Below are 23,453 nucleotides of genomic sequence, written 5' to 3' on the forward strand. Positions count from 1 at the left end.
TGTACCATAAGGATTTTCCTCCATAAGCAATGTATCTGGCCCCATTCTGTTCAGCATTTTATTCTTCGTGCCTAAAATATAATATGGTACAATGAGGTACAGTTAAACTAGAGGAGAGAAAGGCATTGTATGAATTCGTAAGAGGCAAGCTGGATTTTATCGGGCCGGAATATGTGGTTATTGAAAACAATGGTATTGGCTATCAGATTTTAACGCCAAATCCATTTAGCTATACCCCGGAGTTCGGGCAGGAAGTAAGGATATACACGTATCATTATGTACGGGAAGATATTATGGCACTGTACGGTTTTCAGACTCGGGAGGAGAAGACCCTTTTTACCAAGCTGCTGAATGTTACCGGAATTGGGCCGAAGGGAGCTCTTGCAATTCTTGCTTCAGGTGAACCGGAACAGGTGGTGCAGGCAATTGAAAATGAAGATGAAGCGTTCCTCGTTAAATTTCCTGGAGTCGGAAAGAAAACAGCGAGGCAGATGATTCTTGATCTGAAAGGGAAACTGCCGGATATTGTACCTGACTTTTTCCCTAATCTGTTTTCTGCGGATAAACTTCAGGCTGAAAGCGGACCTTCAGGGGACCTGGAGGAAGCTTTGCTTGCATTAAAGGCGCTGGGCTATTCAGATAAGGAACTGAAAAAGATTACACCGGAAATGAAGAAGGAAAAGCTTACAACGGACCAATACATAAAGAAAGCTCTGCAAAAGCTTTTAAAACTATAATGTATTGGACGGGTCCGATTCATTTAAGCTGATATTAAGTAGGTGATTATGTATGGAAGAGCGGATAATATCCGGTGAAGCTGATCTTCAGGATCTTTCATTCGAACAGAGTCTGCGACCGCAGACACTAAAGCAGTATATTGGACAGGATAAAGTAAAGCAGAACCTCGAGATCTTTATCAAAGCTGCCAGAATACGCGAGGAGACCTTAGATCATGTCCTTCTATATGGGCCGCCTGGATTGGGGAAAACCACACTGGCTGCCATTATAGCCAATGAAATGGGAGTAAATATCAGAACCACTGCAGGCCCTGCCATTGAAAGGCCTGGTGATTTGGCTGCGATCCTGACTGCATTGGAACCTGGTGACGTCCTGTTTATTGATGAAATTCATCGCTTGCCGCGTTCTATAGAAGAAGTTCTATATCCGGCAATGGAGGACTTTTGTCTTGATATCGTCATCGGAAAAGGGCCAAGTGCCAGATCAGTCAGATTGGACTTACCGCCTTTTACACTGGTTGGCGCGACTACAAGGGCGGGGTCGTTATCGGCCCCGTTAAGGGACCGTTTTGGTGTGCTTAGCAGGCTTGAATACTATTCAGAAGAGCAGCTGACTGATATTGTTGTCCGTACAGCTGAGGTCCTTGATACAGGTATAGATCTAAAAGCCGCCATTGAGGTTGCCAGAAGGTCAAGAGGCACGCCTAGAATTGCAAACAGGCTCCTCCGGAGAGTCCGGGATTTTGCTCAGGTCAAATCAGATGGCCAGGTTGATGAAACACTGGCAAAGGAAGCTTTGGAGCTTTTGCAGGTTGACCGTTTAGGCCTTGACCATATTGACCATAAATTATTAAGAGGGATTATAGAGAAATTCCGCGGCGGTCCTGTTGGCCTTGAAACAATTGCAGCGACCATTGGGGAAGAAGCACACACGATTGAAGATGTTTATGAACCATATTTATTGCAGATTGGGTTTCTTCAGCGGACGCCAAGAGGAAGAATTGTAACGGACCTGGTGTACCGCCATTTTCAGATGGAGGTGCCTGCTGATTGAGCGGCATATCAAAGTGGCTGATGGTCATTGGTGCCATCATTTTTGCTATCGGATTTATAAGCCAGTTTATTAATATTGGCAAGCTGCCGGGGGATATAGTGATCAAGAAAGGCAATACGACATTTTATTTTCCAGTCGTTACATCGATTTTGATCAGTGTTATCCTTTCTGCCATCTTTTATTTTATAGGAAGGCTTCGGTAGTCTATATGAATAACAGAGGGTGACATCATGAAAGTAGATTGGTTTGATTTTCATTTGCCTGAGGAATTAATAGCACAAACGCCTTTGGCTGATCGGACTAGCAGCAGGCTAATGGTCCTTGATAAAATAACCGGAGATCTTCAGCATAGTGTATTTAAAAATATTAAACATTATCTCAAAGCTGGAGATTGTCTTGTGCTGAACGACACAAAGGTCCTTCCTGCCAGGCTGTTTGGAGAAAAAACAGGCACTGGTGCGAAAATAGAGGTGCTTCTTCTAAAACAGCTTGAAGGGGATTCCTGGGAAACGCTGGTCAAGCCAGCCAAGAGAGTGAAAGAAGGAACTGAGATAACGTTTGGAAACGGCAATTTGACTGCTGTTTGCACTGGAACTTCAGATCATGGCGGCAGGGTACTGGAGTTTAAGTATGACGGGATATTCTATGAGGTGCTGGAGGAATTGGGAGAAATGCCATTGCCACCTTATATTAAGGAGCAGCTTGATGATCGTGACCGTTATCAGACTGTATTTGCCCGTGAACGCGGTTCTGCTGCAGCCCCTACAGCAGGCCTTCATTTTACTGAGCAGCTTCTTGAAGAGATTAAGGAAATGGGTGTGCATATTGCTTTTATTACTCTGCACGTTGGTCTGGGAACTTTCAGGCCGGTTAGTGTGGATGATTTGAATGAGCATGAAATGCACGCTGAATTTTACCAGGTAACAGAAGGGACTGCACGGCTGTTGAATGAAGTTCGTGAGCAGGGAGGAAGAATTATCAGTGTGGGGACTACATCCACAAGGACTTTAGAAACCATTGCTTCCATGCATAATGGCCGTTTTGAAGAAGCAAGCGGGTGGACAGATATTTTCATTTATCCCGGCTATGAATTTAAAGCGATTGATGGCATGATTACAAATTTTCATCTGCCTAAATCGACCTTGATTATGCTTGTAAGTGCACTGGCTGGCCGTGAGAACGTTCTGAATGCCTATAATCAGGCCGTGGAGGAGCATTATCGGTTCTTCAGCTTTGGAGATGCTATGCTCATTATTTAATAAATAGGTTATCTCTGTACTTCGATAACTGTCTAGCTCCTAGCGCCGATAAAGGGGCGCTCTGCGCTTTAAATGGAAGGAGAACTGTAAGTTGACTGCAATTCGTTATGAATTAATTAAAACATGTAAGCAAACCGGTGCCCGTCTGGGACGGGTCCATACGCCGCATGGATCTTTTGAAACTCCTGTGTTCATGCCTGTGGGAACACTTGCTACAGTAAAAACCATGTCCCCTGAAGAATTAGTGGAAATGGGTGCGGGCATTATTCTGAGCAATACTTACCACCTGTGGCTTCGACCCGGTCAGGAAATTGTGGAAGAAGCAGGCGGCCTGCATAAGTTTATGAATTGGGACCGGGCCATTCTGACAGATTCCGGCGGGTTTCAGGTGTTCAGTCTTAGTGAATTCCGTAAGATTGAAGAAGAAGGCGTTCATTTCAGGAACCACCTGAATGGAGACAAGCTGTTTTTATCACCTGAAAAAGCAATGGACATTCAAAATTCCCTTGGTTCAGATATTATGATGGCGTTTGATGAATGCCCGCCTTACCCAGCATCCTTCGAATATATGAAGAAGTCAGTAGAGCGGACTTCCCGCTGGGCTGAGCGATGCTTACAAGCACATAAACGCCCGAATGATCAGGGACTCTTCGGAATTATTCAGGGTGGAGAATATGAGGAGCTGCGTAAACAAAGCGCGAAAGACTTAACATCTCTTGATTTCCCGGGGTATGCTGTTGGCGGTTTATCTGTAGGCGAGCCTAAAGATGTAATGAACCGTGTACTTGAGTTCACAACACCGCTTTTGCCGTCTGATAAGCCAAGATACCTTATGGGAGTAGGATCCCCCGATTCCCTGATTGATGGTTCAATCAGAGGGATTGATATGTTTGACTGTGTTCTCCCTACAAGGATTGCCAGAAACGGAACATTGATGACAAGTAATGGCAGACTGGTTGTTAAGAATGCAAAATTTGCAAGAGATTTTGGCCCAATTGACGAGAATTGCGATTGCTACACATGCCGTAATTACAGCCGTGCTTACATCAGGCATTTGATCCGCTGTGACGAAACATTTGGAATCAGGCTTACAACTTACCATAATCTCTATTTTCTGCTAAAATTAATGGAGCAGGTAAGACAGGCGATTAGAGATGATCGCTTGGGTGATTTTAGAGAAGAGTTTTTCGAAAGGTATGGATTCAATAAGCCTAACGCGAAGAACTTTTAATAATAAAAATTGAGAGTTCGTTTAAGGAGCAGCTTTTCCTTAAATCGGGACAATCTTTGAAAGGGGGAAAACTATGGAGCTTTTAGGAACATTAGGACCATTATTGCTGATGTTTGTTTTATTCTATTTCCTGTTAATTCGTCCGCAGCAGAAACGCCAAAAGGCAGTTCAGCAAATGCAAAGTGATTTAAAAAAGGGAGATAAGGTTGTTACAATCGGCGGTCTTCATGGATTTGTTGATGCCATCGACGAAGACAAAGTGGTTATTAAATGTGGTGACGGAAGCCGTCTTACATACGATCGTGCAGCGATCCGCGAAGTAACGCAGGCAACTGGCGATGCATTAGCAAAATCTTAATATCAAAAAAAGAAGGTCCTGAATTTCAGGACCTTCCAGTTTGTAGACAAAAAGAGTTCGGAATAGTCTCATTCCGAACTCTTTTTTCATTTTTTGTAGGACTTCAAGTAATTACAGAGAATTGCAGACCTCTCCGAGGTTATCATTTAGGCCATTTCTGGACCTTGCCAAGTCCAGGTGGCCATTTTCTTCAAATTCATGGCAGCGAAAGTAAGCATCGCCTGCATCGACATTTTTTAAGTCCCCTGAGGGTTGTCCAACGCATGCCATGCTTTTCTTTTGCATCTGCGAATACTCGTTCAATTGTTTCTTTGCGTTTTTCATAGATCGGTTTGACGTCTTGATGGTGGCGAAGATGATCTGCTTCTTCCACATGTTCCTCCCACACATGACGTTGAATCAGTTTTTGATGTGCTTGACTCTGTGTGCATTGAGACAAGAAAGGGCATCCAGCACAAATTCGAGGATCTGATTTATATTGACGATACCCTTCCTTTGTAGTTGTAGTATATTTTAATATCTCACCAGTTGGGCAAATGTAACAGTCAAAATGCTCATCATAAACATACTCATGTTTTCTGAAGAAACCCTCTTTTGTGCGAGGTCGTGTGTAAGGTAAAGCAGGTGTGATGTCGTTTTTCAATAAGTAGCTCGTGATAGCAGGTGTTTTATAGGCTGCGTCTGCCGCAACAGCTTTTGGTTTACTAACTTTCTCAATAACTTGTTCTACCAATGGCTCTAAAATATGACTATCATGCGTGTTACCAGGGGTTACAATTGCGCCTAACACGAAGCCGTTGCGGTCTGCGGCCGCATGGAAAGAATAAGCGAACTGTTTTGTACGCTCATCTTTTACATAGTAGCCACTCTCTGGATCTGTTGTACTTTCCTTGATTTCTTTGTATTCTTCTTTATCAAACTTATCTGGTGGAAACGGCTTTTTTCCATGATCCTCGCGGTCTTGGTTAATCTCCTCTTGAAGGCGTTCTTGATAAGCACGGGTTTCTTTTCGAACAACTTTCTTTTCAAATTTGCGTTTATTTGCACTCGCTTTTACATGAGTAGAATCTACAAAAACGTGTTCAGCACTAATTAAATTCTTTTCAGCTGCGGTTTTTAAGATTCGGTAAAATATTTGTTCAAAGAGATCGGTGTCTTTAAATCGGCGCTCATAATTTTTACCGAAAGTTGAGAAGTGAGGAACTTTATCGTGAAAGCCATATCCTAAAAACCATCGATAAGCCATATTCGTTTTCAATTCTTCAATTGTTTGACGCATGGAGCGAATACCGAAGGTATATTGAATAAATGTGAGTTTAATTAATATTACAGGGTCAATACTTGGGCGGCCTTTTTCTGAATACTTATCTTTTACCAAGTCATAGATGAATGAGAAATTAATCGCCGCTTCAATTTTGCGGACCAAATGGTCCGCCGGTACAAGTTCGTCTAAAGCAACCATTTCAATTTGATCCCGTTGAATTGGATTATGTTTTGAAAGCATTTAAATCACCTCAAGCATTGTATTACTTCTATTTTAAAATAAAAAAGACTGCAGACAAGCACGATTTTCATCGAGTTTGTCGACAGTCTGGAAGGTCCTGAATTTCAGGACCTTCTTTTTTAAGCTGTTCTTTTAGTGTTGAGATTAACTCCCAATATACCGCCCATCATTGCAGTCAGCGTAAAACAGGTGTGGTATATCATTTGCTCCATATCAAATAAACTGTCATGTCCCAAATATTGAAATAGAAAAATAACGATTGAGTAAATAAGGCCTGTCAAGCCTCCAAGCAGCCATCCTTTTTGCTTCCCTTTACCTCCGGATATGAACCCGCCCGCAAAAAGAGAAACAAATGAAACAGCAGAAATAATATACTGCAGGGAAGACTCCTGCAGCGAGGTGAACCGCAGAAGCAGTGAAAAAACGAGACTGCTCGCTACAGCAATGGCAAAAATGGCGATAATTCCATAAAGTACAGCGCTTCCGAAGTTCTTTGACTCTTCTATATTGACCCTCTCCCTTCTGAATCAGTAAATAGGAACAGCTTTTACCCCAGAGGCTATTCAGCTTAATCCTTAGTACAAGCATATTCACACAATGAAAAAATAGAATCTAAAATGTTCAAAGAAAAAGCCAGATAAAATCATAAAAGTTTTAATATGCGGAAGGATATAAAGGATTGCATCAAAAGGAGTGCTGTAGAAGTGGAAGAATATCTAATCATTGTAGGAAGAACATTATTTCTCTATGCAGTCATTCTTCTCATTTTTAGACTAATGGGCAAAAGAGAAATTGGTGAACTAAGCATCCTGGATTTAGTCGTCTATATCATGATTGCTGAACTTGCAGTAGTGGCGATTGAAACTCCGGATTCAGAAATCCTGAAAAATGTGCTGCCAATGCTCCTTTTGATGGTTGTGCAGATTGTGCTGGCCATACTTTCCCTGAAGAGCAAAACGTTCAGGGATGTCGTTGATGGCAAACCGACCATTATTATTAATAAAGGAAAAATTGATGAAAATGCCATGAGGAAACAGAGGTATAACTTTGATGACCTGCTTTTGCAGTTAAGAGAAAAAGATATTTCCAAAATCTCAGATGTGGAATTTGCCATCCTTGAATCTTCCGGTACTTTGTCAGTGTTTGAAAAAAGGACAGCAAAGAGGGGGAATTACAATCCCTTTAATCATAGATGGGACAATTCAGAAAACTAATCTGGAAACGATAAACAAAAGTGACTTTTGGCTTCGTCAGGAGCTTAGAAAAGAGGGGTATAAAGAGATATCAAATATATCATTCTGCAGCTATGAAAATGGCCAATTTTATGTAGATCTGCTTGACGAAAGGAAATAAATCGAGGCCAGCTCAAGATAGGCAAAATTGAGCTGACCCTGCTGATATAGGCAGATTATCTAAATGCAAACCTTGATAATAATCTGCCAACCCATGGAATCCGAATCAGATCACTCTTTTTAATCAGCTTGAAGAATAATAAGAAAATTATATATACAGAAGTGATGGCGGAAGAAATCACAATTACCCTCACTGCTGTATTTAAGTCAGGGGAAAGTAAATCTTTGAGCATCCAGAAGCCAATGCCCCCTGACAAAAACATGGCAATAAACGTCATTAGATAGTCCCTGATGAAAAAAGTAAACGAAATAGCTTTCAGTACTGTTGCAAAGTGAAGCATTGTCACCAGGACTGTGCCGGTCAGAATTCCCATCGCAACACCATTGATGCCAAATGCAGGCTGGCTGGCAAGTAGGAAGATGACTGCCGTTTTAACGGCAGCGCCAATCAGACTGTTGATCATTGCGGCACGGGCCAGATTTAATGCCTGTAAAGTTGCCTGAAGAGGTCCCTGATAATAATAAAACAGAAAAAATGGCGCCATCAATTTAATAAAATGAGAACCGCTTGAGGAGCCGTACATTACTTCCATCAATTGATCGGAAAGGACATAAAGAACCACCACTGCCAGGCCGCCAGTAATAAATGCAAACCGAAGTGCCTGCTGAAGCCGGTATTCGATCAGACGCATATTATTCTGGGAATTTGCTTCGCTGATAGCCGGAACAAGAGATGTTGACAAAGAATAAGTAATAAACGATGGAAGCATCAGAAGAGGCATGGCAAAGCCGGTAAGAGCACCATATTGCTTCGTAGCCGCAGCGGCCGCCACCCCTGCAAGTGCAAGACTCTGTGCTACCACAATCGGTTCAAAAAACCAGGCGACTGAACCGATCATTTTGCTGCCTGTCGTTGGAAGAGCGACGGTCATCAATTCGTTAAATGTACTTTTTCCGGAAGACACAAATTTAAAGAATTGTTTCCTGACTCTGAATTTCTTTTTAAGCTTAAATGTGGTCATTAAATAAAGCAATGATGCAAGCTCCCCAATGACTGCTGCCAGCATGGCTCCGCTGCCGCATACTCAATTCCGTATGGCAGAAATGCCTTAGTCATCAAAGCAATCAGGCTTATTCGGACTACCTGTTCAATCATCTGGGAATAGGCAGCAGGCTTCATGTTCTGTCTGCCCTGAAAATAACCCCGAATGACAGAAGAAATTGCAATGATCGGCACGATAGGGGCGATCGCCATCAAAGGAAGCTGTGTGCGTTCATCGGTAAAGAGTGTATCTGATAATAATGGAGCAAGCAAAATTAAAGCAGGAGTGAAAACAATTGAAAGTGAGATAGTCGTCGCTAAGGAAACAACTAATATTTTCTTGATTTTTGCTGTATCTCCCTTTGCCTCCGCTTCGGCCACATTCTTAGAAATAGCAACCGGCAGCCCAAGCTGTGTGATAGTGACGACTAGAATCATGGTGGGAAAAGCCATCATATAAAGGCCAACGCCTTCTTCTCCAATAAACCGGGCAATGACAATTCTGTTTATAAAGCCCAGGACCCTGGTCACCAGGCCTGCAGCGAGCAGGATCATGGTACCTTTCAGAAATTTGGACATTCAACTCCCTGCCTTCTCAAAATGGGTATTATCATATACAATTATCTATATGCAAGGAAGAGGACAAAGCATGACAAGCTATCATAATTTCCATGTGAATAATGGCGGGGAGGCGGCTGAAAGTGAAAATCGGCCATGAATATGATTATTTTCGCACTACGGTAAAACCTGCATTGGAAAGCAAATTAGATGAATTTCGGCTGCTGGGATATAAAAAAGTGACTGAACAGGAGCTCTGGGAATTCCTCACAAAGAAGAAGTGGAAAAACACAAAAGAAAATGTCAGGCTATTTGAAATTGTAGAAGAAATCATGGAGGTAAAAGTGAGTGAATACATTCACTATGCTACCATCGAGGCTTTTAAAGAGGCTGACTTTGTTTTTGATAGTGAAGAAGAGAGAAGGGAACTGTTAAAATAGTCAACTTTCTACTTTTTACAAAAATTAACATGGTATATGACAAATTGACAGGTTTTACAATCTGTCTCATAATGAAAAGCGGAGTAAACGGTATTATTTCATGTCAGTTTTCATACATAGAATGAAATTCAAGAACGGATAGTAAAGCCAGCTAGGGTTCAAACAAAGTCATAATACTGGGGGCTGCATTGAAAAGATATGCAGCTTTCCGACGCAAGACTGTATGGTTAATGATGCATCACAGAGGTTGAAGTGGTGCTTGTGATTTCAATAAGCGGGCGATAGCTAAGGAGGATTTATTCATAATGGTAAAGCGCAGCCGTATTGTTGCCTTTTTCCTGATTGTTGTATTATTGGGAAGCCTGGCAGGGGCAACGACAAACAACATTTTAAAAAATATTAAGCTGGGCCTTGATTTGCAGGGCGGATTTGAAGTCCTCTATGAGGTAACGCCAAAAGATGGGCAGAAGGTTGATAAAGCCGTCCTTGCAAGTACTGCCGAAGCACTGGATAGGCGGATCAATGTTCTTGGAGTCAGTGAGCCGAATATCCAGATTGAGGGAGATAAGAGGATCCGCGTTCAGCTTGCTGGTGTAACAGATCAGAATAAGGCAAGGGAAATTCTATCCACAGAAGCTAATCTATCATTTAGAGATGTTAATGATCAATTGATGATGGATGGTTCAGACCTTGCTGAAAATGGGGCAAAGCAGACATTCGATGAAAACGGAAAGCCAAGTGTTTCATTGAAGCTGAAGAGTGCAAGCAAATTTAAAGATGTAACTCAAAAAATTGTCAATATGGGAGCGCCAAATAACCTGCTTGTCATTTGGCTTGATTTTGAAGAAGGCCAGGATTCATTCCAGGCTGAGTCAGCAAAAGAAGATCCAAAATACTTATCTGCTCCACAGGTAAGCCAGATCTTTAATCAGGATACCGTGTCCATTGTTGGGAATTTTACGATTGAAGAAGCAAAGACACTGTCGGATTTGTTGAATGCCGGTTCCCTGCCAGTACAGCTCGATGAAGTTTATTCGACATCGGTAGGTGCGAAATTCGGTGAGCAGGCAATGGAAACGACTATTCTTGCCGGTATTATTGGAATTGCCATTATATTTATCTACATGATTGCGGTATATCGTTTCCCTGGGTTTATAGCAACAATTACATTATCTTTCTATATTTATCTGATTTTACTCGTATTTGACTGGATGAATGGCGTATTGACGCTGCCTGGTATTGCTGCGCTCATTCTGGGGGTTGGTATGGCTGTTGATGCGAATATTATTACCTATGAGAGAATCCGCGAAGAAATAAAAGTGGGCAGAACAATCAAGTCAGCTTTTCAGGCTGGTGAGAAAAACTCCCTTTCGACGATATTTGATGCAAATATCACAACCATTTTAGCAGCAGCCGTTTTATTCATGTATGGGACAAGTTCTGTAAAAGGATTTGCTACCATGCTTATTATAAGCATCCTGGCAAGCTTTATTACTGCGGTTTATGGCACAAGGCTGCTAATGGGGCTTTGGGTTCATAGTAAAGCACTGAATAAAAAGCCAGGCTGGTTTGGTGTTAAAAAAAGTGAAATCAAAAACATTGCTGAAAATTACGATACTCTGGATTTGCCGACCAAGTTCGATAAATTTGATTTTGTAGGGAACCGCAAGAAGTTCTTCATCCTTTCTGCTGTATTAATTGCAGTGGGAATCATTGTTGTTTCTATTTTCCGTTTAAATCTAGGAATCGATTTTGTCAGCGGTACCCGCATCGAGCAGCAGGCAAGTGAACCTTTAACAAAAGAAAAATTTCAAGCTGAATTATCAGCGCTTGGAATCGAGACAGATGATATTGTCATCTCGGGCGATAATAAAGAAATCGGTGTTGCTAGATTTAAAGATGTTTTAACTAAAGATGAAATAGCAGAGGTTAAAACTCATTTTCATGAAGAATTCGGTCAAGATCCGAATGTCAGCACAGTTTCACCAACTGTAGGAAAAGAGCTCGCTAAAAATGCACTAAAAGCTCTTGCCATAGCCTCTGTAGGCATTATCATCTATGTAACCATTCGATTTGAGATCAAGATGGCTATTCCAGCAGTTTTTGCACTTCTGCATGATGCCTTCTTTATAATCGCTGTATTTAGCTTTACGCGTCTTGAAGTGGACATTACCTTCATTGCAGCAGTACTGACGGTAGTAGGTTATTCGATCAACGATACAATCGTAACGTTCGACCGGATGCGTGAGAATATGCAGAAAAAGAAAAAGCTCAAATCATTCGAAGATATTGCTGATGTTGTAAACAAAAGTCTTCGCCAAACGCTTGGCCGCTCTGTGAATACTGTTTTAACTGTTGTATTTACTGTCGTTGCGCTCCTGGTGTTTGGAAGTGAGTCAATCAGAAATTTCTCGTTTGCGCTTCTGATCGGTTTAATTGCAGGTACCTATTCATCGATTTTCCTTGCTGCGCAGATTTGGGCAGTATGGAAAGGCAAAGAACTGAAAGAAAAAGGCGTTATTAATACCGTAAAAGAAAAACGCAAAGTCAGTGACGAACCTCAAGTATAATACTTTCAAAAACTCAGGCGAATGCCTGAGTTTTTTTGTTAATCTGGAAAACTGGATGCCGTCTATTTTACAAAAAAGGTTAATGATTCCGGGAAATAGGATAAACTAAAAACAAGTTCAGGGAGGAAGGAAGTATCGCTTTGGAAAATAACGATCGTTTTAAGAAAGCTGAATTTGCAGCCATTATTGGCATCGTGGGCAATATTATTCTTGCTGCCATCAAATGGGGAATAGGCATTTATTCAGGAAGTAAAGCGCTCGTGGCAGATGCGGTCCATTCTGCTTCAGATGTAGCCGGATCCTTTGCTGTATATTTAGGGCTGAGAGCTGCAAAACAGCCGCCGGATAAGGATCACCCATATGGTCATGGAAAAGCTGAAATGATTGCAGCCATTATTGTTGCGGTTTTGCTGTTCCTCGTGGGAATTGAAATCGGCAAATCATCATTTGAGTCATTTTTTTCGCCAATTGAACCTCCAAAAGCAATTGCAATAGCTGCAGTGCTGGTTTCTATCATTGTGAAAGAAGCGATGTTTCGTTATAAGTATAATTTGGGAAAGAAACTAAACAGTGATGCTTTAATTGTAAATGCCTATGAACACCGTTCAGATGTCTATTCATCAATTGCAGCTTTAATAGGCATTGGATGTGCAATAATTGGCGGAAGAATGGGGATCGAATGGCTTGAGTATGCAGATCCTGTTGCTGGTCTCATTGTTTCCCTTATGATTCTCAAGATGGCATGGAGGCTGGGGAAAGAATCCATTCATAGCACACTTGATCATGTGCTTCATGAAGAAGATACACTTGAGATGCGCAAAACTGCTGAATCCGTTGATCTGGTTAAAAGGATTGATGAACTGCACGCCAGGGAACACGGACATTATGTTATTGTAGATATTAAAGTTTCAGTGGATCCCAATATGACTGTTGAGGATGGCCACCGGGTGGGCAAAGAAGTGAAACGCAAGCTGCTTGGATTGGAAAATGTTCAAAATGTATTTGTGCACATTAATCCTTATAGTGAAGAGCGCATAAATTAGAGAAAATATTGGGGAGAGGATTGCATGAAATTTCAATGGGCTTTATTATTTGGTTTTTTATTTGCACTAATAGTCGCTGTTTTTGCAGTAATCAATGTTGATAATGTAACGGTAAACTACTTGTTTGGGGAAAGCCAGTGGCCGCTGATTCTAGTGATTTTAGGATCAGTCCTTATGGGAGGAATGATTGTCGGGTCTGTGGGCCTTGTCCGTATTTACTCACTTCAAAGGAAAGTGAAAATACTAAAAAAGGAAAATGAAAAGCTGCATGCGGGACATGCGGTAAAGGATAATGCCAATAATGAAGAGTTTGAAAAAGAGCTGGATAGGGATATTCATTAAAATAAAACAGGCTTGGGCTTTTGCCCAAGTTTTTCTCTTGTCCGCAAAAAAGTGGCCTGCAATTCATATCTTTCTTTCCAAATCTGTATGGAATATCCCTATTTTAACTTATTGAAACACATGTCCCCCTCTTGTATAATTAATAAGCTGAGGGGTGAACGTATGTTACATTCAAGAACGCGATGGATCGTTCGGCAAACACAGGAGGATAAGGTGCAGCAGCTTTCAAAGGAATTGAATATTTCTCCACTGGCCGCATCGCTGTTAATTAATCGCGGAATGGATACCGTTGATTCAGCACGGTATTTTTTATTGGATAAAGACCAGGAATTTCATGATCCTTTTTTAATGACAGATATGGCAAAAGCTGTTTCCAGAATAAAAGAAGCAATTGAAAAACAGGAACCTATCTTAATTTTTGGTGATTATGATGCGGATGGAGTGACAAGCACTTCTGTCATGATGATGGCACTTAGAGATCTCGGTGCTGACGTCCAATTCTACATACCGAATCGATTTACTGAAGGTTATGGACCAAATATCCCGGCTTTTGAGCAAGCCGCTGATACTGGCATCCGTTTAATTATTACCGTAGATACAGGGATATCGGCTGTAAACGAAGCAAAGGCTGCAAAAGAGCTTGGAATGGATTTGATTATTACAGATCACCATGAGCCTGGCCATGAGCTTCCTGAAGCATGGGCAATTGTGCATCCTAAGCATCCGGAAAGCAGATACCCATTCCGGGAACTGGCCGGTGTTGGAGTAGCATTTAAACTTGCACATGCGCTATATGGTGAAATGCCTGATCACCTCTTGAAATAGCTGCAATCGGCACAATTGCCGACCTTGTTTCTTTAACGGGAGAGAACAGGCTTATTGCCAAGCGCGGGATTCAAAAGCTGAAATCAACTAAGAATACAGGTTTGAAAGCCTTGTTTAAAGCGGCTGGAATTGAACTTCCATCCATTAATGAAGAAACAATCGGCTTTACAATCGGGCCTCGCCTCAATGCAGCCGGCAGGCTTGAAAGTGCGGATCCGGCAGTGGATTTGCTTCTGACAAATGATCCTTATGAAGCACAAGCCATTGCTGAAGAAATTGAAACGTTAAATAAAGAGAGGCAAGCTATTGTCAATGACATTGCAGCACAAGCGGTTAAAGAGGTTGAAACTAATTTTCCTATCAGTAAGAATTCAGTAATTGTTGTAGGCAAAGAAGGCTGGAATGCCGGTGTAATTGGAATAGTAGCTTCGAAGCTTGTTGAAAAGTTTTACCGCCCAGCTATTGTTCTCAGTTATGACAGTGATAAAGGGCTGGCAAAGGGATCAGCAAGAAGTATTAAAGGTTTTGATCTGTTCAAAAATCTTTCTGAATGCCGGGATATCCTTCCCCACTTTGGGGGCCATCCAATGGCGGCAGGAATGACCTTGTCAATTGAATCGGTCGATGACCTCAGGGATAGACTGAATACTCTTGCAAATGAACAGCTGACCGAGGAAGATTTTATTCCGGTAACCAGCATTGATGGCGTCTTCCATCTAAAGGATATCAGCCTCTCTTCTATTGAAGAAATGCAGCTGCTTGCCCCATTTGGGATGGGAAATCCAAAACCGAAAGTCATGATAAAAGAGGCCAATATTGCCGCTATGAGAAAAATCGGATCTGATCAAACTCATATAAAGGTCACCATCGAAAATGATGGATCTTCCCTTGATGGAATCGGCTTTGGACTCGGACATTTGCATGAGCAGATTTCACCATATTCCAAGCTATCGGTTATTGGCGAATTATCCATTAATGAATGGAATAATATTAAAAAACCGCAAATCTTCCTGCAGGATATGGCAGTGAACTCCTGGCAGCTATTTGATATCCGGAGTTTAAAGCGGCTCGAAAGGCTCCAAAGCGTCATTCCTGAGGTAAACACTACTTGGATATTCTTTAATGAGGAACATATATCCAAATTCAGGACATATGCAGGGGAAAGTATGGTGAAAATATCATCTGAAGAGGATGCAGAAGCATTAAAACTAGATGGCTCAAACATCGTGCTTGCTGATATGCCGCCTTCAAAGGAAATGCTTGCTCATGTATTCTCCGGAAAAAACCTGCCAGAATTTATGCTCATTTTTATAAAGAGGACAGTGACTATTTCAGCACTATTCCAACAAGAGATCATTTTAAGTGGTATTTTGCCCTTCTTGCTAAAAAAGGCTCGGTCGATATCAGGCGTCATGGGAATGATATAGCGAAGCATAAGGGATGGAGCAGGGAAACGGTAGATTTTATGTCTCAAGTGTTTTTTGAATTGGATTTTGTTAAAATAAATAATGGTGTCATTTCGTTAAACAATACATCAATTAAACGTGATTTAGCTGATTCGCGAACCTATCAGCTTAAACAGGCACAATACACTCTTGAGAGCGATTTGCTCTATTCATCCTTTCAGCAGCTCAAAGACTGGTTTGATGAAGTTATGCAAGGGGCTGTAAAACTTGAGGAGGCAAAGGAAGAAAAATGGACTTAAAACAGTATATAACAATTGTTGAAGATTGGCCGAAGCCAGGCATAAAATTTAAAGATATTACAACACTTATGGACAACGGTGAAGCGTATAAATATGCGACTGACCAAATTGTTGAATATGCCCGTGAAAAGAAAATTGATCTGGTTGTTGGCCCGGAAGCCCGCGGATTCATCATCGGCTGCCCTGTTGCTTATTCATTAGGTGTAGGTTTTGCCCCTGTCCGCAAAGAAGGAAAACTTCCCCGTGAAACAGTCAAGGTTAATTATGGCTTAGAATATGGCAAGGATATATTAACCATTCATAAAGATGCCATCAAACCTGGGCAAAGAGTTCTGATCACTGACGATCTCCTTGCGACAGGCGGAACAATTGATGCAACCATCCAGCTGGTTGAAGAACTTGGCGGAGTAGTGGCTGGCATTGCATTCCTTATCGAATTAACATACCTTGATGGCCGTAAAAAGCTTGACGATTACGATATTCTGACATTGATGCAATATTAATTTTTTCATACCAAGAGAGCGCCATACGAAATGGTGCTCTTTTTAATTTATCTGTCAAAATAGGTATATAAAGTGCTTCCAAAACCAATTATGGAAAAACAATAAAGAAATTCGGACAAAAAACGACAAAATTTTTGTTATTCCCATAAAAATAACAGTCTATCCCTTTACATCTTCACTTTTTTTCGATAATAGTAGCAATATTAATTTTTTTATAACTTGTTATAAATCCAATTACAAAATTATTACATTATGCAAATGCATAAAATTCAGGGAGATAAAGGTGATTCCATGGCGAACGATCAAGTTCTGACCGCCGAGCAAGTCATCAACAGAGCAAAAGAATATTTAAACGATGAGCATGCAGAGCTTGTAAAAAAAGCGTACGAGTTTGCCAAGCATGCCCACCGTGAACAATATAGGAAGTCCGGTGAACCATACATTATCCATCCAATTCAAGTGGCAGGCATCCTTGCTGATCTGGAGATGGATCCATCAACGGTTGCTGCCGGCTTTCTTCACGATGTGGTTGAAGACACCGAAATCTCATTGGAGAATATCGAAGAAGCCTTCAATTCAGAAGTGGCAATGCTTGTCGATGGTGTAACAAAACTGGGGAAAATTAAATATAAATCACAGGAAGAGCAGCAGGCTGAAAATCATCGGAAAATGTTCGTGGCAATGGCCCAGGACATCCGTGTAATCTTAATTAAGCTTGCTGACCGTCTTCATAATATGCGGACACTTAAGCATCTGCCAGCTGAAAAGCAGCGCCGCATTTCGAACGAAACGCTTGAAATTTTTGCACCTCTTGCGCATAGGCTTGGAATTTCAAAGATTAAGTGGGAGCTTGAAGATACGGCTCTAAGGTACCTAAATCCGCAGCAATATTATCGGATTGTAAACCTGATGAAGAAAAAAGAGCGGAACGGGAAGAGTACCTGGATGATGTTATCAATGTCATGCGGGGCAGGCTGTCAGAGGTTTCAATTAAATCAGAGATATCCGGCCGCCCTAAGCATATATACAGCATCTATCGAAAAATGGCGCTTCAAAACAAGCAATTCAATGAGATATATGATCTTCTTGCTGTACGCATTGTTGTAAGCAGCATTAAAGATTGCTATGCAGTTCTCGGGATTATTCATACATGCTGGAAGCCGATGCCCGGCCGTTTTAAAGATTACATTGCCATGCCTAAACAGAATATGTATCAATCTCTTCATACCACGGTTATCGGGCCAAAAGGTGACCCGCTGGAAGTCCAGATCCGTACCATGGATATGCATAGAATTGCAGAGTTTGGTATTGCTGCCCATTGGGCTTATAAAGAAGGAAAAAGAGTGAATGAGGGCTCTTCATTTGAGGAGAAGCTGACCTGGTTCCGTGAAATCCTGGAGTTTCAGGATGATGCTGCAAATGCTGAAGAGTTCATGGAATCACTGAAGATCGATTTGTTTTCCGATATGGTGTTTGTTTTTACTCCTAAAGGGGATGTCATCGAACTTCCTTCCGGCTCCGTTCCCATTGACTTTGCTTACCGAATTCACTCGGAAATTGGAAACAAGACAATCGGTGCCAAAGTCAACGGAAAAATGGTCACGCTGGATTACAAATTGAAGACCGGCGATATTATTGAAATCCTGACATCCAAGCATTCATATGGACCGAGCAAAGATTGGCTGAAGCTTGCTCAGACTTCACAGGCTAAAAATAGAATACGAACCTTTTTCAAAAAGCAGAGAAAAGAAGAAAATGTGGAAAAAGGAAAAGAGCTTGTTGAGCGGGAGATTCGCAATATGGATTTCGACCTGAAGGAAATTTTGACATCTGATAATGTAAAAAGGGTCGCAGAGAAATTCAATTTTGCCACAGAGGAAGATATGTATGCTGCTGTTGGCTATAACGGAGTAACGGCACTTCAGGTTGCCAACAGGCTGACAGAAAAATGGCGCAAGAAACGCGATCTTGAACAAACCTCCGATATTACAAATGCTGTTTCGGAACTGAAGACTTTTCCATCTGCCAAAAAACGCGAATCCGGTGTCCGGGTTTCAGGCATTGATAACCTGCTGATTCGCCTTTCCCGCTGCTGTAATCCTGTCCCCGGAGATGAAATCGTCGGGTTTATTACAAAGGGCAGAGGAGTTTCTGTACACCGTGATGATTGTCCTAATATTGAAACGGATGATGCAAAACAAAGGCTCATCCCGGTTGAGTGGGAAACAGCCTTAAATGACCGGAAAGAATACAATGTTGAAATTGAAATTACCGGTTATGACCGCAGGGGATTATTAAATGAGGTCCTTCAGGCTGTTAATGAAACGAAAACCAACATTTCAGCTGTATCAGGACGATCAGACCGCAATAAATCAGCAACGATTAATATGTCCATTGCCATACACAATGTCAGCCATCTGCAAAAGGTTGTGGATCGGATTAAACAAATCCCTGATATTTATGCAGTAAGAAGGATTATGAACTAAAGGGAGCAGATAGAATGCGTGTTGTAGTGCAGCGAAGCAAAGAAGCCAGCGTAACGGTGGACGGCAAAACCGTCGGAAGCATAAAAAAGGGGTTTGTTTTGCTCGTTGGAGTCACCCATGAAGATAAGGAAGAGGACGCAGCTTTTCTGGCTGATAAAATTGCCAATCTTCGCGTCTTCGAAGATGAAAATGGCAAAATGAATTTTTCCCTGCTGGATCAGGAAGGTGAAATTCTTTCGGTTTCCCAGTTTACTTTATATGGAGACTGCCGGAAGGGCAGACGGCCCAATTTCATGGAAGCGGCTATCCCGGCGCATGCCGTAAATATCTATGATGCTTTTAACCGGTATTTAGAAGCTAAAGGCCTGAAAGTAGAAACAGGTGTATTCGGGGCCATGATGGATGTTCAGTTAACCAACGATGGACCCGTTACGTTAATTTTAGAAAGCAAGTAAGTTAATTTATAACGAAACGCAAAAAAGCCCCGGCACCCAAAGTAGGATGCCGGGGCTTTTTGCTAATTTTTGAAATAGCGGGCAAGTCCCTGATAAATTCCTGCTGTTGCTGATTGCTGATACTGTGCAGAAGAAATCAGGGCCTCTTCAGCCGGATTGCTCAGATATCCAAGCTCGATGAGAACTGCATTGCGTTTATTCTCTCTTATCACATGATAATCTCCAGCTCTATAGCCCCGATCTCTCAGGTTTGTCATGGCTATTACATTGGAGTGGATATTGGCTGCAAGTTCCTGTTGAAAAGGATGATAATAATAAGTAGTCGCTCCTCTTGCAGTGCGATCTGGCGTGCTGTCATAATGAATGCTGATGAAAGCATCTGCATTATGATAATGTGAAATGCCTACTCTGGAAGGAAGCGGCAAATAGGTATCTCCGCTTCTGGTAAGAATAACATTTGCACCTGCAGATCTTAATTTGTCTGCGAGCAATTGAGCGGTCCTGATTGTAATATCTTTTTCACGAGTCCCTCGTGCCCCTGTTGTCCCGTTATCACGGCCACCATGGCCGGGATCAAGGACGATTGTTTTATTTTCCAGGTGCTGTTCTGCTCCCGGTTTTGTTACTGCAGGTGCAGATCCTTCAACCTTGACGATCCATCCTGCTACAAAACCCGTCCCGCCGTTTGGAAGGCGGACTTCATACCAATCATCATTCAGGCTGATAATTTCAAAGCTGTCCCCTTTATTTGCCCTGTGAATGACAGATGACTGGCTGCTGGCTTTTTTCTAATATTTGATCCGTTATGTAATATAATTGCAGAACTGCCGTTTACACTCTGCTGGGAAGAGCCGGAATTTTTCTCGGCTGTTATGTCTATGAACCAGCTTGCTACCCATCCATAAGAACCAGTCTGATATTCAATTTTTGCCCAATTATCAGCTTGCTCAAGAATAGGAAAGGTTTGGCCTTTTGTAACAGAACCAATCGGTTTCCCATTTAACGATCCTTTATTCCTAACGGTTAAAGAAGTTGCCGTAACAGTGCCGGTTTTCCCGGACGCCGACTGTTTTGGCTTGCTTTCTGATTGTGAGGATTGAACCGCAATATATTGGCTGCTGATCCATCCGGCATTGCCCGAGAAAGAGATTTCTGTCCAGCTGTCATTTTGAGAAATAACAGCTACTGTCTCCCCCGAATTTAGTTTGCCGATGACGTCACTATTAAGCGATGGCCTGTTTCTTACATTCAAGGAGTTTGCCGTGATTTTCCCGGTTTGGCTGCTGCTTGATGAATTTTTCTTTTGGCTGCCGCTGTATTGGACGAATTCATTTGCGACCCATCCATCTCCATAAGGTGTTTGGATCTTAACCCAGCTTCCTTCTGTGCTCATGACCTTATAGGCTGTTCCTTTCTGTATAGTTCCCAGGACACCGTAACTTGTGCCAGGTCCCTTTCTCACCCTCAGGCCATCTGTTGTGATGATTGCCTGGGAATTTGAACTGGCTGCTTTTTCTCCTCTCTGACTGGTGGTCATATCGGAAACAAGCCAGCTGGCCACATAGCCGTTTTCCCCCTGGAAATTAATTTTAATCCAATCTCCTTCACGGGAAAGAGCGTTAAATTGATCTCCTTTCTGGGCTTGTCCCAGAATGGGGTAGCTTAAGCCTGGGCCTTGACGGACGTTAAGATTATTTGTGGGGATTGTTACAGAACTGTTTTCAGCTTTAACCTGTGTTTCCGCCTGTGTTATGCCAGCCAAAAGCATAAGACATATCACGAGAATAAGTGGTTTTTTCTTCAACAGGCCGCCTCCTTTCATAATTAAAATCCTTATTAAAAGAAAAACAAACAAGGTGCTGGCAGTCAAGATAACTTTGGTCCTAGAATACTTCTGCATCTTGTGCAATTTCCCTTCTATTATCGGTTTATCAGCAATCATTTTTAGCTGGGAATTAAATTTGTCCTGTTATGAAACATTTCATCTGAAAATGGAAAGAATAGAACAGACTATAAAAAAAGGGTGAGCACTATGAGATTTGGTGAAAAAGGGATGTCTGCACAATCTGGTGAAAATCAGCTGTTCGGGGTGGATTTTCATGATTTTATACAAAGAGAACAAAACTCAAACATGATTGAACTCGCATCAGAGTTTGGACTATCTCTCAAGGATGTCAGGAAACTGAAAAAAAGCTGGAACGATCATAACATGTTTTTAGTCTTGACATTGATGAAAATGCTCCGTATTATAATATAAATAAAATGACAATTACAATTAAATGTCTAGCTGCAGCGCCTGACCAAGGCGTTTCTGCTTTTCGATAAACCATTGATGGAGAAGAGTAGTTAAACCCCACATGAAAAGAGAGAGTGCCGCCCGGCTGAAAGCATTCTCACATGATGATTTAACGAAAGAACACTTCGTAGGTTTCTCTCTGAAAAAGGCGTGATCTTTAGTAGGAGCTGAACGTTAACAGGCGTTAACTGTAAAAGAGGAAGTCTATATATTGGCTTCAACTAGGGTGGCACCACGGGAAAACCAAACTCTCGTCCCTTGTATTTAATATACAAGGAGGCGGGAGTTTTTTTATTTTGTCGATGCTTTCGATTATGGCCTATTTATTAGCTAAAGCGTAAAGGGTCAATAAATTATACATAGTTATCATTTTGCATTAGGAGGTAATTTTCATGTCTATCCGAATACCGAGGGGAACGCAGGACATTTTGCCGGGGGAAGTTGAAAAATGGCAATTGATAGAAAAAAAGGCAAGGGAACTTTGTGAGAAATTTCAATATCGTGAAATCAGAACACCTATATTTGAACATACGGAATTATTTCTGCGCAGTGTTGGAGACACGACAGATATTGTTCAAAAAGAAATGTACACGTTTGAAGACCGCGGCGGACGAAGCCTGACACTTCGTCCTGAAGGAACGGCTTCTGCTGTAAGGTCATTCGTTGAACATAAAATGTACGGTGATGCGAGCCAGCCTGTAAAGCTTTATTATATGGGACCAATGTTCCGTTATGAACGCCCCCAGGCAGGACGTTTTCGCCAGTTTGTCCAATTCGGCGTCGAAGCGATCGGCAGCGCGGATCCGGCAATTGATGCGGAAGTTATCGCACTGGCAATGTCACTTTATAGAAGCATGGGCCTGCAAAAGCTTAAATTGATTGTGAACAGCCTGGGAGATAAAGAAAGCCGATCTGCACACAGAGAGGCTCTGGTCAATCACTTCAAGCCGCGGATCGGGGAGTTTTGCCAGGATTGCCAGAATCGCCTTGAAAAAATCCAATGCGCATCCTGGACTGTAAACAGGACCGTGAACATGAACTTATGAAATCTGCTCCATCCATCATTGATTATTTAAATGATGATTCAAAAACCTACTTTGAGAAGGTTCAAAAGTATTTAAAGAACCTGGATATTGACTTTATTGTTGATCCAAATCTTGTTCGCGGCCTGGATTATTACAATCATACGGCCTTTGAAATTATGAGTGATTCCGAAGGTTTCGGAGCAATTACCACTCTTTGCGGCGGCGGACGATACAATGGCCTCACTGAGGAAATTGGCGGTCCTGAAGCGCCGGGAATAGGTTTTGCTTTAAGTATCGAGCGATTCATTGCTGCTCTTGAAGCAGAGAAGGTGGATCTGCCTCTTAGTAAGGACATTGATTGCTACCTTGTATCCCTTGGAGAGGAAGCAAAGGATTACACAGTCGGCCTTCTTCAAAAACTTCGAATGGCAGGATATTCTGCTGAAAGAGATTATCTTGACAGAAAAATTAAAGCCCAGTTTAAAGCGGCAGACCGGTCGAATGCAAAGTTTGTTGCTGTCTTGGGTGAAGATGAACTTAAAGCGAACAAAATTAATGTAAAATCAATGGAATCGGGAGAACAAACAGAGCTTAGTCTTGATTCTTTCATAGAAAAATTTACAGAGCTTTATCAATCATAAATCAGTTTTATATTTGGGAGGAATTAG

The 23,453-nt window shown here is 41.8% G+C and carries 16 protein-coding genes, 6 pseudogenes and 1 other annotated feature; of the genes and pseudogenes, 17 read left to right on the forward strand and 5 right to left on the reverse strand.

All coding sequences use genetic code 11. The features are described from left to right. The first annotated feature begins 125 nt into the window (after nucleotides 1–125). The 6 genes from ruvA (at nucleotide 126) to yajC (ending at nucleotide 4,639) form a co-directional block, all read left to right on the forward strand. On the forward strand, nucleotides 126–737 hold the full coding sequence (gene ruvA / locus M5V91_RS28050; protein WP_019382919.1) for a Holliday junction branch migration protein RuvA: 612 nt from the start codon (nucleotides 126–128) through the stop codon (nucleotides 735–737). 52 nt (nucleotides 738–789) lie between these two features. Beyond that, a complete protein-coding gene (ruvB, locus tag M5V91_RS28055; protein ID WP_019382918.1) occupies nucleotides 790–1,791 on the forward strand; it encodes a Holliday junction branch migration DNA helicase RuvB in 1,002 nt (333 codons plus the stop codon). Continuing rightward, nucleotides 1,788–1,994: a DUF2905 domain-containing protein gene (locus M5V91_RS28060; RefSeq protein ID WP_009333097.1), complete on the forward strand. Its 207-nt coding sequence runs from the start codon at nucleotides 1,788–1,790 to the stop codon at nucleotides 1,992–1,994. Before ruvB ends, M5V91_RS28060 begins: the two co-directional genes overlap by 4 nt. 27 nt (nucleotides 1,995–2,021) lie before the next feature. Then, nucleotides 2,022–3,050 carry a tRNA preQ1(34) S-adenosylmethionine ribosyltransferase-isomerase QueA gene (queA, locus tag M5V91_RS28065; protein WP_071156896.1) on the forward strand — a complete coding sequence of 343 codons (1,029 nt, stop codon included), beginning with the start codon at nucleotides 2,022–2,024 and terminating at the stop codon, nucleotides 3,048–3,050. A 91-nt stretch (nucleotides 3,051–3,141) separates the two neighbouring features. After that, nucleotides 3,142–4,281, forward strand: coding sequence for a tRNA guanosine(34) transglycosylase Tgt (gene tgt, locus M5V91_RS28070; RefSeq protein WP_009333094.1), 1,140 nt, complete (start codon nucleotides 3,142–3,144; stop codon nucleotides 4,279–4,281). 73 nt (nucleotides 4,282–4,354) lie between these two features. Further along, on the forward strand, nucleotides 4,355–4,639 hold the full coding sequence (yajC, locus tag M5V91_RS28075) for a preprotein translocase subunit YajC (RefSeq protein WP_009333093.1): 285 nt from the start codon (nucleotides 4,355–4,357) through the stop codon (nucleotides 4,637–4,639). A 146-nt stretch (nucleotides 4,640–4,785) separates the two neighbouring features. Here the strand turns inward: yajC and M5V91_RS28080 are convergent. Beyond that, nucleotides 4,786–6,143: pseudogene (locus tag M5V91_RS28080) on the reverse strand (IS1182 family transposase). A 119-nt stretch (nucleotides 6,144–6,262) separates the two neighbouring features. Further along, the gene (locus M5V91_RS28085) at nucleotides 6,263–6,649 is read right to left on the reverse strand and encodes a TIGR04086 family membrane protein (protein ID WP_082919404.1); all 387 of its coding nucleotides are present in this window, start codon (nucleotides 6,647–6,649) and stop codon (nucleotides 6,263–6,265) included. 198 nt (nucleotides 6,650–6,847) lie between these two features. On the opposite strand from M5V91_RS28085, the pseudogene M5V91_RS28090 reads away from it, so the two are divergent. Then, nucleotides 6,848–7,496, forward strand: a pseudogene (locus tag M5V91_RS28090) (DUF421 domain-containing protein). Nucleotides 7,497–7,551: 55 nt separating this feature from the next. On the opposite strand, the pseudogene spoVB reads toward M5V91_RS28090, so the two are convergent. Then, nucleotides 7,552–9,116 (reverse strand): annotated as a pseudogene (gene spoVB / locus M5V91_RS28095) (stage V sporulation protein B). 122 nt (nucleotides 9,117–9,238) lie between these two features. Between spoVB and M5V91_RS28100 the strand changes: the two are divergent. The 8 genes and pseudogenes from M5V91_RS28100 to dtd all read left to right on the forward strand — a co-directional run bounded on the left by M5V91_RS28100 (nucleotide 9,239) and on the right by dtd (nucleotide 19,464). Further along, nucleotides 9,239–9,535 carry a post-transcriptional regulator gene (locus M5V91_RS28100; RefSeq protein ID WP_019382914.1) on the forward strand — a complete coding sequence of 99 codons (297 nt, stop codon included), beginning with the start codon at nucleotides 9,239–9,241 and terminating at the stop codon, nucleotides 9,533–9,535. Between the two features lie 305 nt (nucleotides 9,536–9,840). Continuing rightward, a complete protein-coding gene (secDF, locus tag M5V91_RS28105; protein ID WP_251175122.1) occupies nucleotides 9,841–12,105 on the forward strand; it encodes a protein translocase subunit SecDF in 2,265 nt (754 codons plus the stop codon). 140 nt (nucleotides 12,106–12,245) lie between these two features. Further along, a complete protein-coding gene (locus M5V91_RS28110) occupies nucleotides 12,246–13,148 on the forward strand; it encodes a cation diffusion facilitator family transporter (RefSeq protein ID WP_009333088.1) in 903 nt (300 codons plus the stop codon). Between the two features lie 24 nt (nucleotides 13,149–13,172). Further along, on the forward strand, nucleotides 13,173–13,490 hold the full coding sequence (locus tag M5V91_RS28115; protein ID WP_019382912.1) for a LapA family protein: 318 nt from the start codon (nucleotides 13,173–13,175) through the stop codon (nucleotides 13,488–13,490). Between the two features lie 162 nt (nucleotides 13,491–13,652). Beyond that, nucleotides 13,653–16,020, forward strand: a pseudogene (gene recJ / locus M5V91_RS28120) (single-stranded-DNA-specific exonuclease RecJ). After that, a complete protein-coding gene (locus M5V91_RS28125) occupies nucleotides 16,011–16,523 on the forward strand; it encodes an adenine phosphoribosyltransferase (protein WP_009333085.1) in 513 nt (170 codons plus the stop codon). Before recJ ends, M5V91_RS28125 begins: the two are co-directional and overlap by 10 nt. Nucleotides 16,524–16,814: 291 nt before the next feature. Then, nucleotides 16,815–19,009, forward strand: a pseudogene (locus tag M5V91_RS28130) (RelA/SpoT family protein). Nucleotides 19,010–19,023: 14 nt separating this feature from the next. Next, nucleotides 19,024–19,464: a D-aminoacyl-tRNA deacylase gene (dtd, locus tag M5V91_RS28135; protein ID WP_251175124.1), complete on the forward strand. Its 441-nt coding sequence runs from the start codon at nucleotides 19,024–19,026 to the stop codon at nucleotides 19,462–19,464. A gap of 62 nt (nucleotides 19,465–19,526) precedes the next feature. Here dtd and M5V91_RS28140 read toward each other — a convergent pair whose 3' ends face one another. Together M5V91_RS28140 and M5V91_RS28145 are read right to left on the reverse strand one after the other, a co-directional pair. After that, nucleotides 19,527–20,225, reverse strand: a complete 699-nt coding sequence (locus tag M5V91_RS28140; RefSeq protein WP_369426010.1) for an N-acetylmuramoyl-L-alanine amidase — start codon at nucleotides 20,223–20,225, stop codon at nucleotides 19,527–19,529. Further along, nucleotides 20,180–21,268, reverse strand: coding sequence for an SH3 domain-containing protein (locus M5V91_RS28145; protein ID WP_284521636.1), 1,089 nt, complete (start codon nucleotides 21,266–21,268; stop codon nucleotides 20,180–20,182). The genes M5V91_RS28140 and M5V91_RS28145 overlap by 46 nt, the downstream gene beginning before the upstream one ends. A 228-nt stretch (nucleotides 21,269–21,496) precedes the next feature. On the opposite strand from M5V91_RS28145, the gene M5V91_RS28150 reads away from it, so the two are divergent. Both M5V91_RS28150 and hisS read left to right on the forward strand, forming a co-directional pair. Further along, on the forward strand, nucleotides 21,497–21,721 hold the full coding sequence (locus tag M5V91_RS28150) for a hypothetical protein (RefSeq protein ID WP_284522321.1): 225 nt from the start codon (nucleotides 21,497–21,499) through the stop codon (nucleotides 21,719–21,721). 63 nt (nucleotides 21,722–21,784) lie between these two features. Then, nucleotides 21,785–22,022: a binding site (T-box leader), on the forward strand. A 130-nt stretch (nucleotides 22,023–22,152) separates the two neighbouring features. After that, nucleotides 22,153–23,426: pseudogene (hisS, locus tag M5V91_RS28155) on the forward strand (histidine--tRNA ligase). Nucleotides 23,427–23,453 lie beyond the last annotated feature (27 nt).

Source organism: Cytobacillus pseudoceanisediminis (assembly GCF_023516215.1).
GTDB lineage: Bacteria > Bacillota > Bacilli > Bacillales > Cytobacillaceae > Cytobacillus > Cytobacillus pseudoceanisediminis.

Coding starts and splice junctions, on each gene's coding strand:
- M5V91_RS28115 (WP_019382912.1), top strand. CDS start 13,173: ATGAAATTTCAATGGGCTTTATTATTTGGTTTTTTATTTGCACTAATA.
- dtd (WP_251175124.1), top strand. CDS start 19,024: ATGCGTGTTGTAGTGCAGCGAAGCAAAGAAGCCAGCGTAACGGTGGAC.
- secDF (WP_251175122.1), top strand. CDS start 9,841: ATGGTAAAGCGCAGCCGTATTGTTGCCTTTTTCCTGATTGTTGTATTA.
- yajC (WP_009333093.1), top strand. CDS start 4,355: ATGGAGCTTTTAGGAACATTAGGACCATTATTGCTGATGTTTGTTTTA.
- M5V91_RS28125 (WP_009333085.1), top strand. CDS start 16,011: ATGGACTTAAAACAGTATATAACAATTGTTGAAGATTGGCCGAAGCCA.
- M5V91_RS28150 (WP_284522321.1), top strand. CDS start 21,497: ATGAGATTTGGTGAAAAAGGGATGTCTGCACAATCTGGTGAAAATCAG.
- ruvB (WP_019382918.1), top strand. CDS start 790: ATGGAAGAGCGGATAATATCCGGTGAAGCTGATCTTCAGGATCTTTCA.
- queA (WP_071156896.1), top strand. CDS start 2,022: ATGAAAGTAGATTGGTTTGATTTTCATTTGCCTGAGGAATTAATAGCA.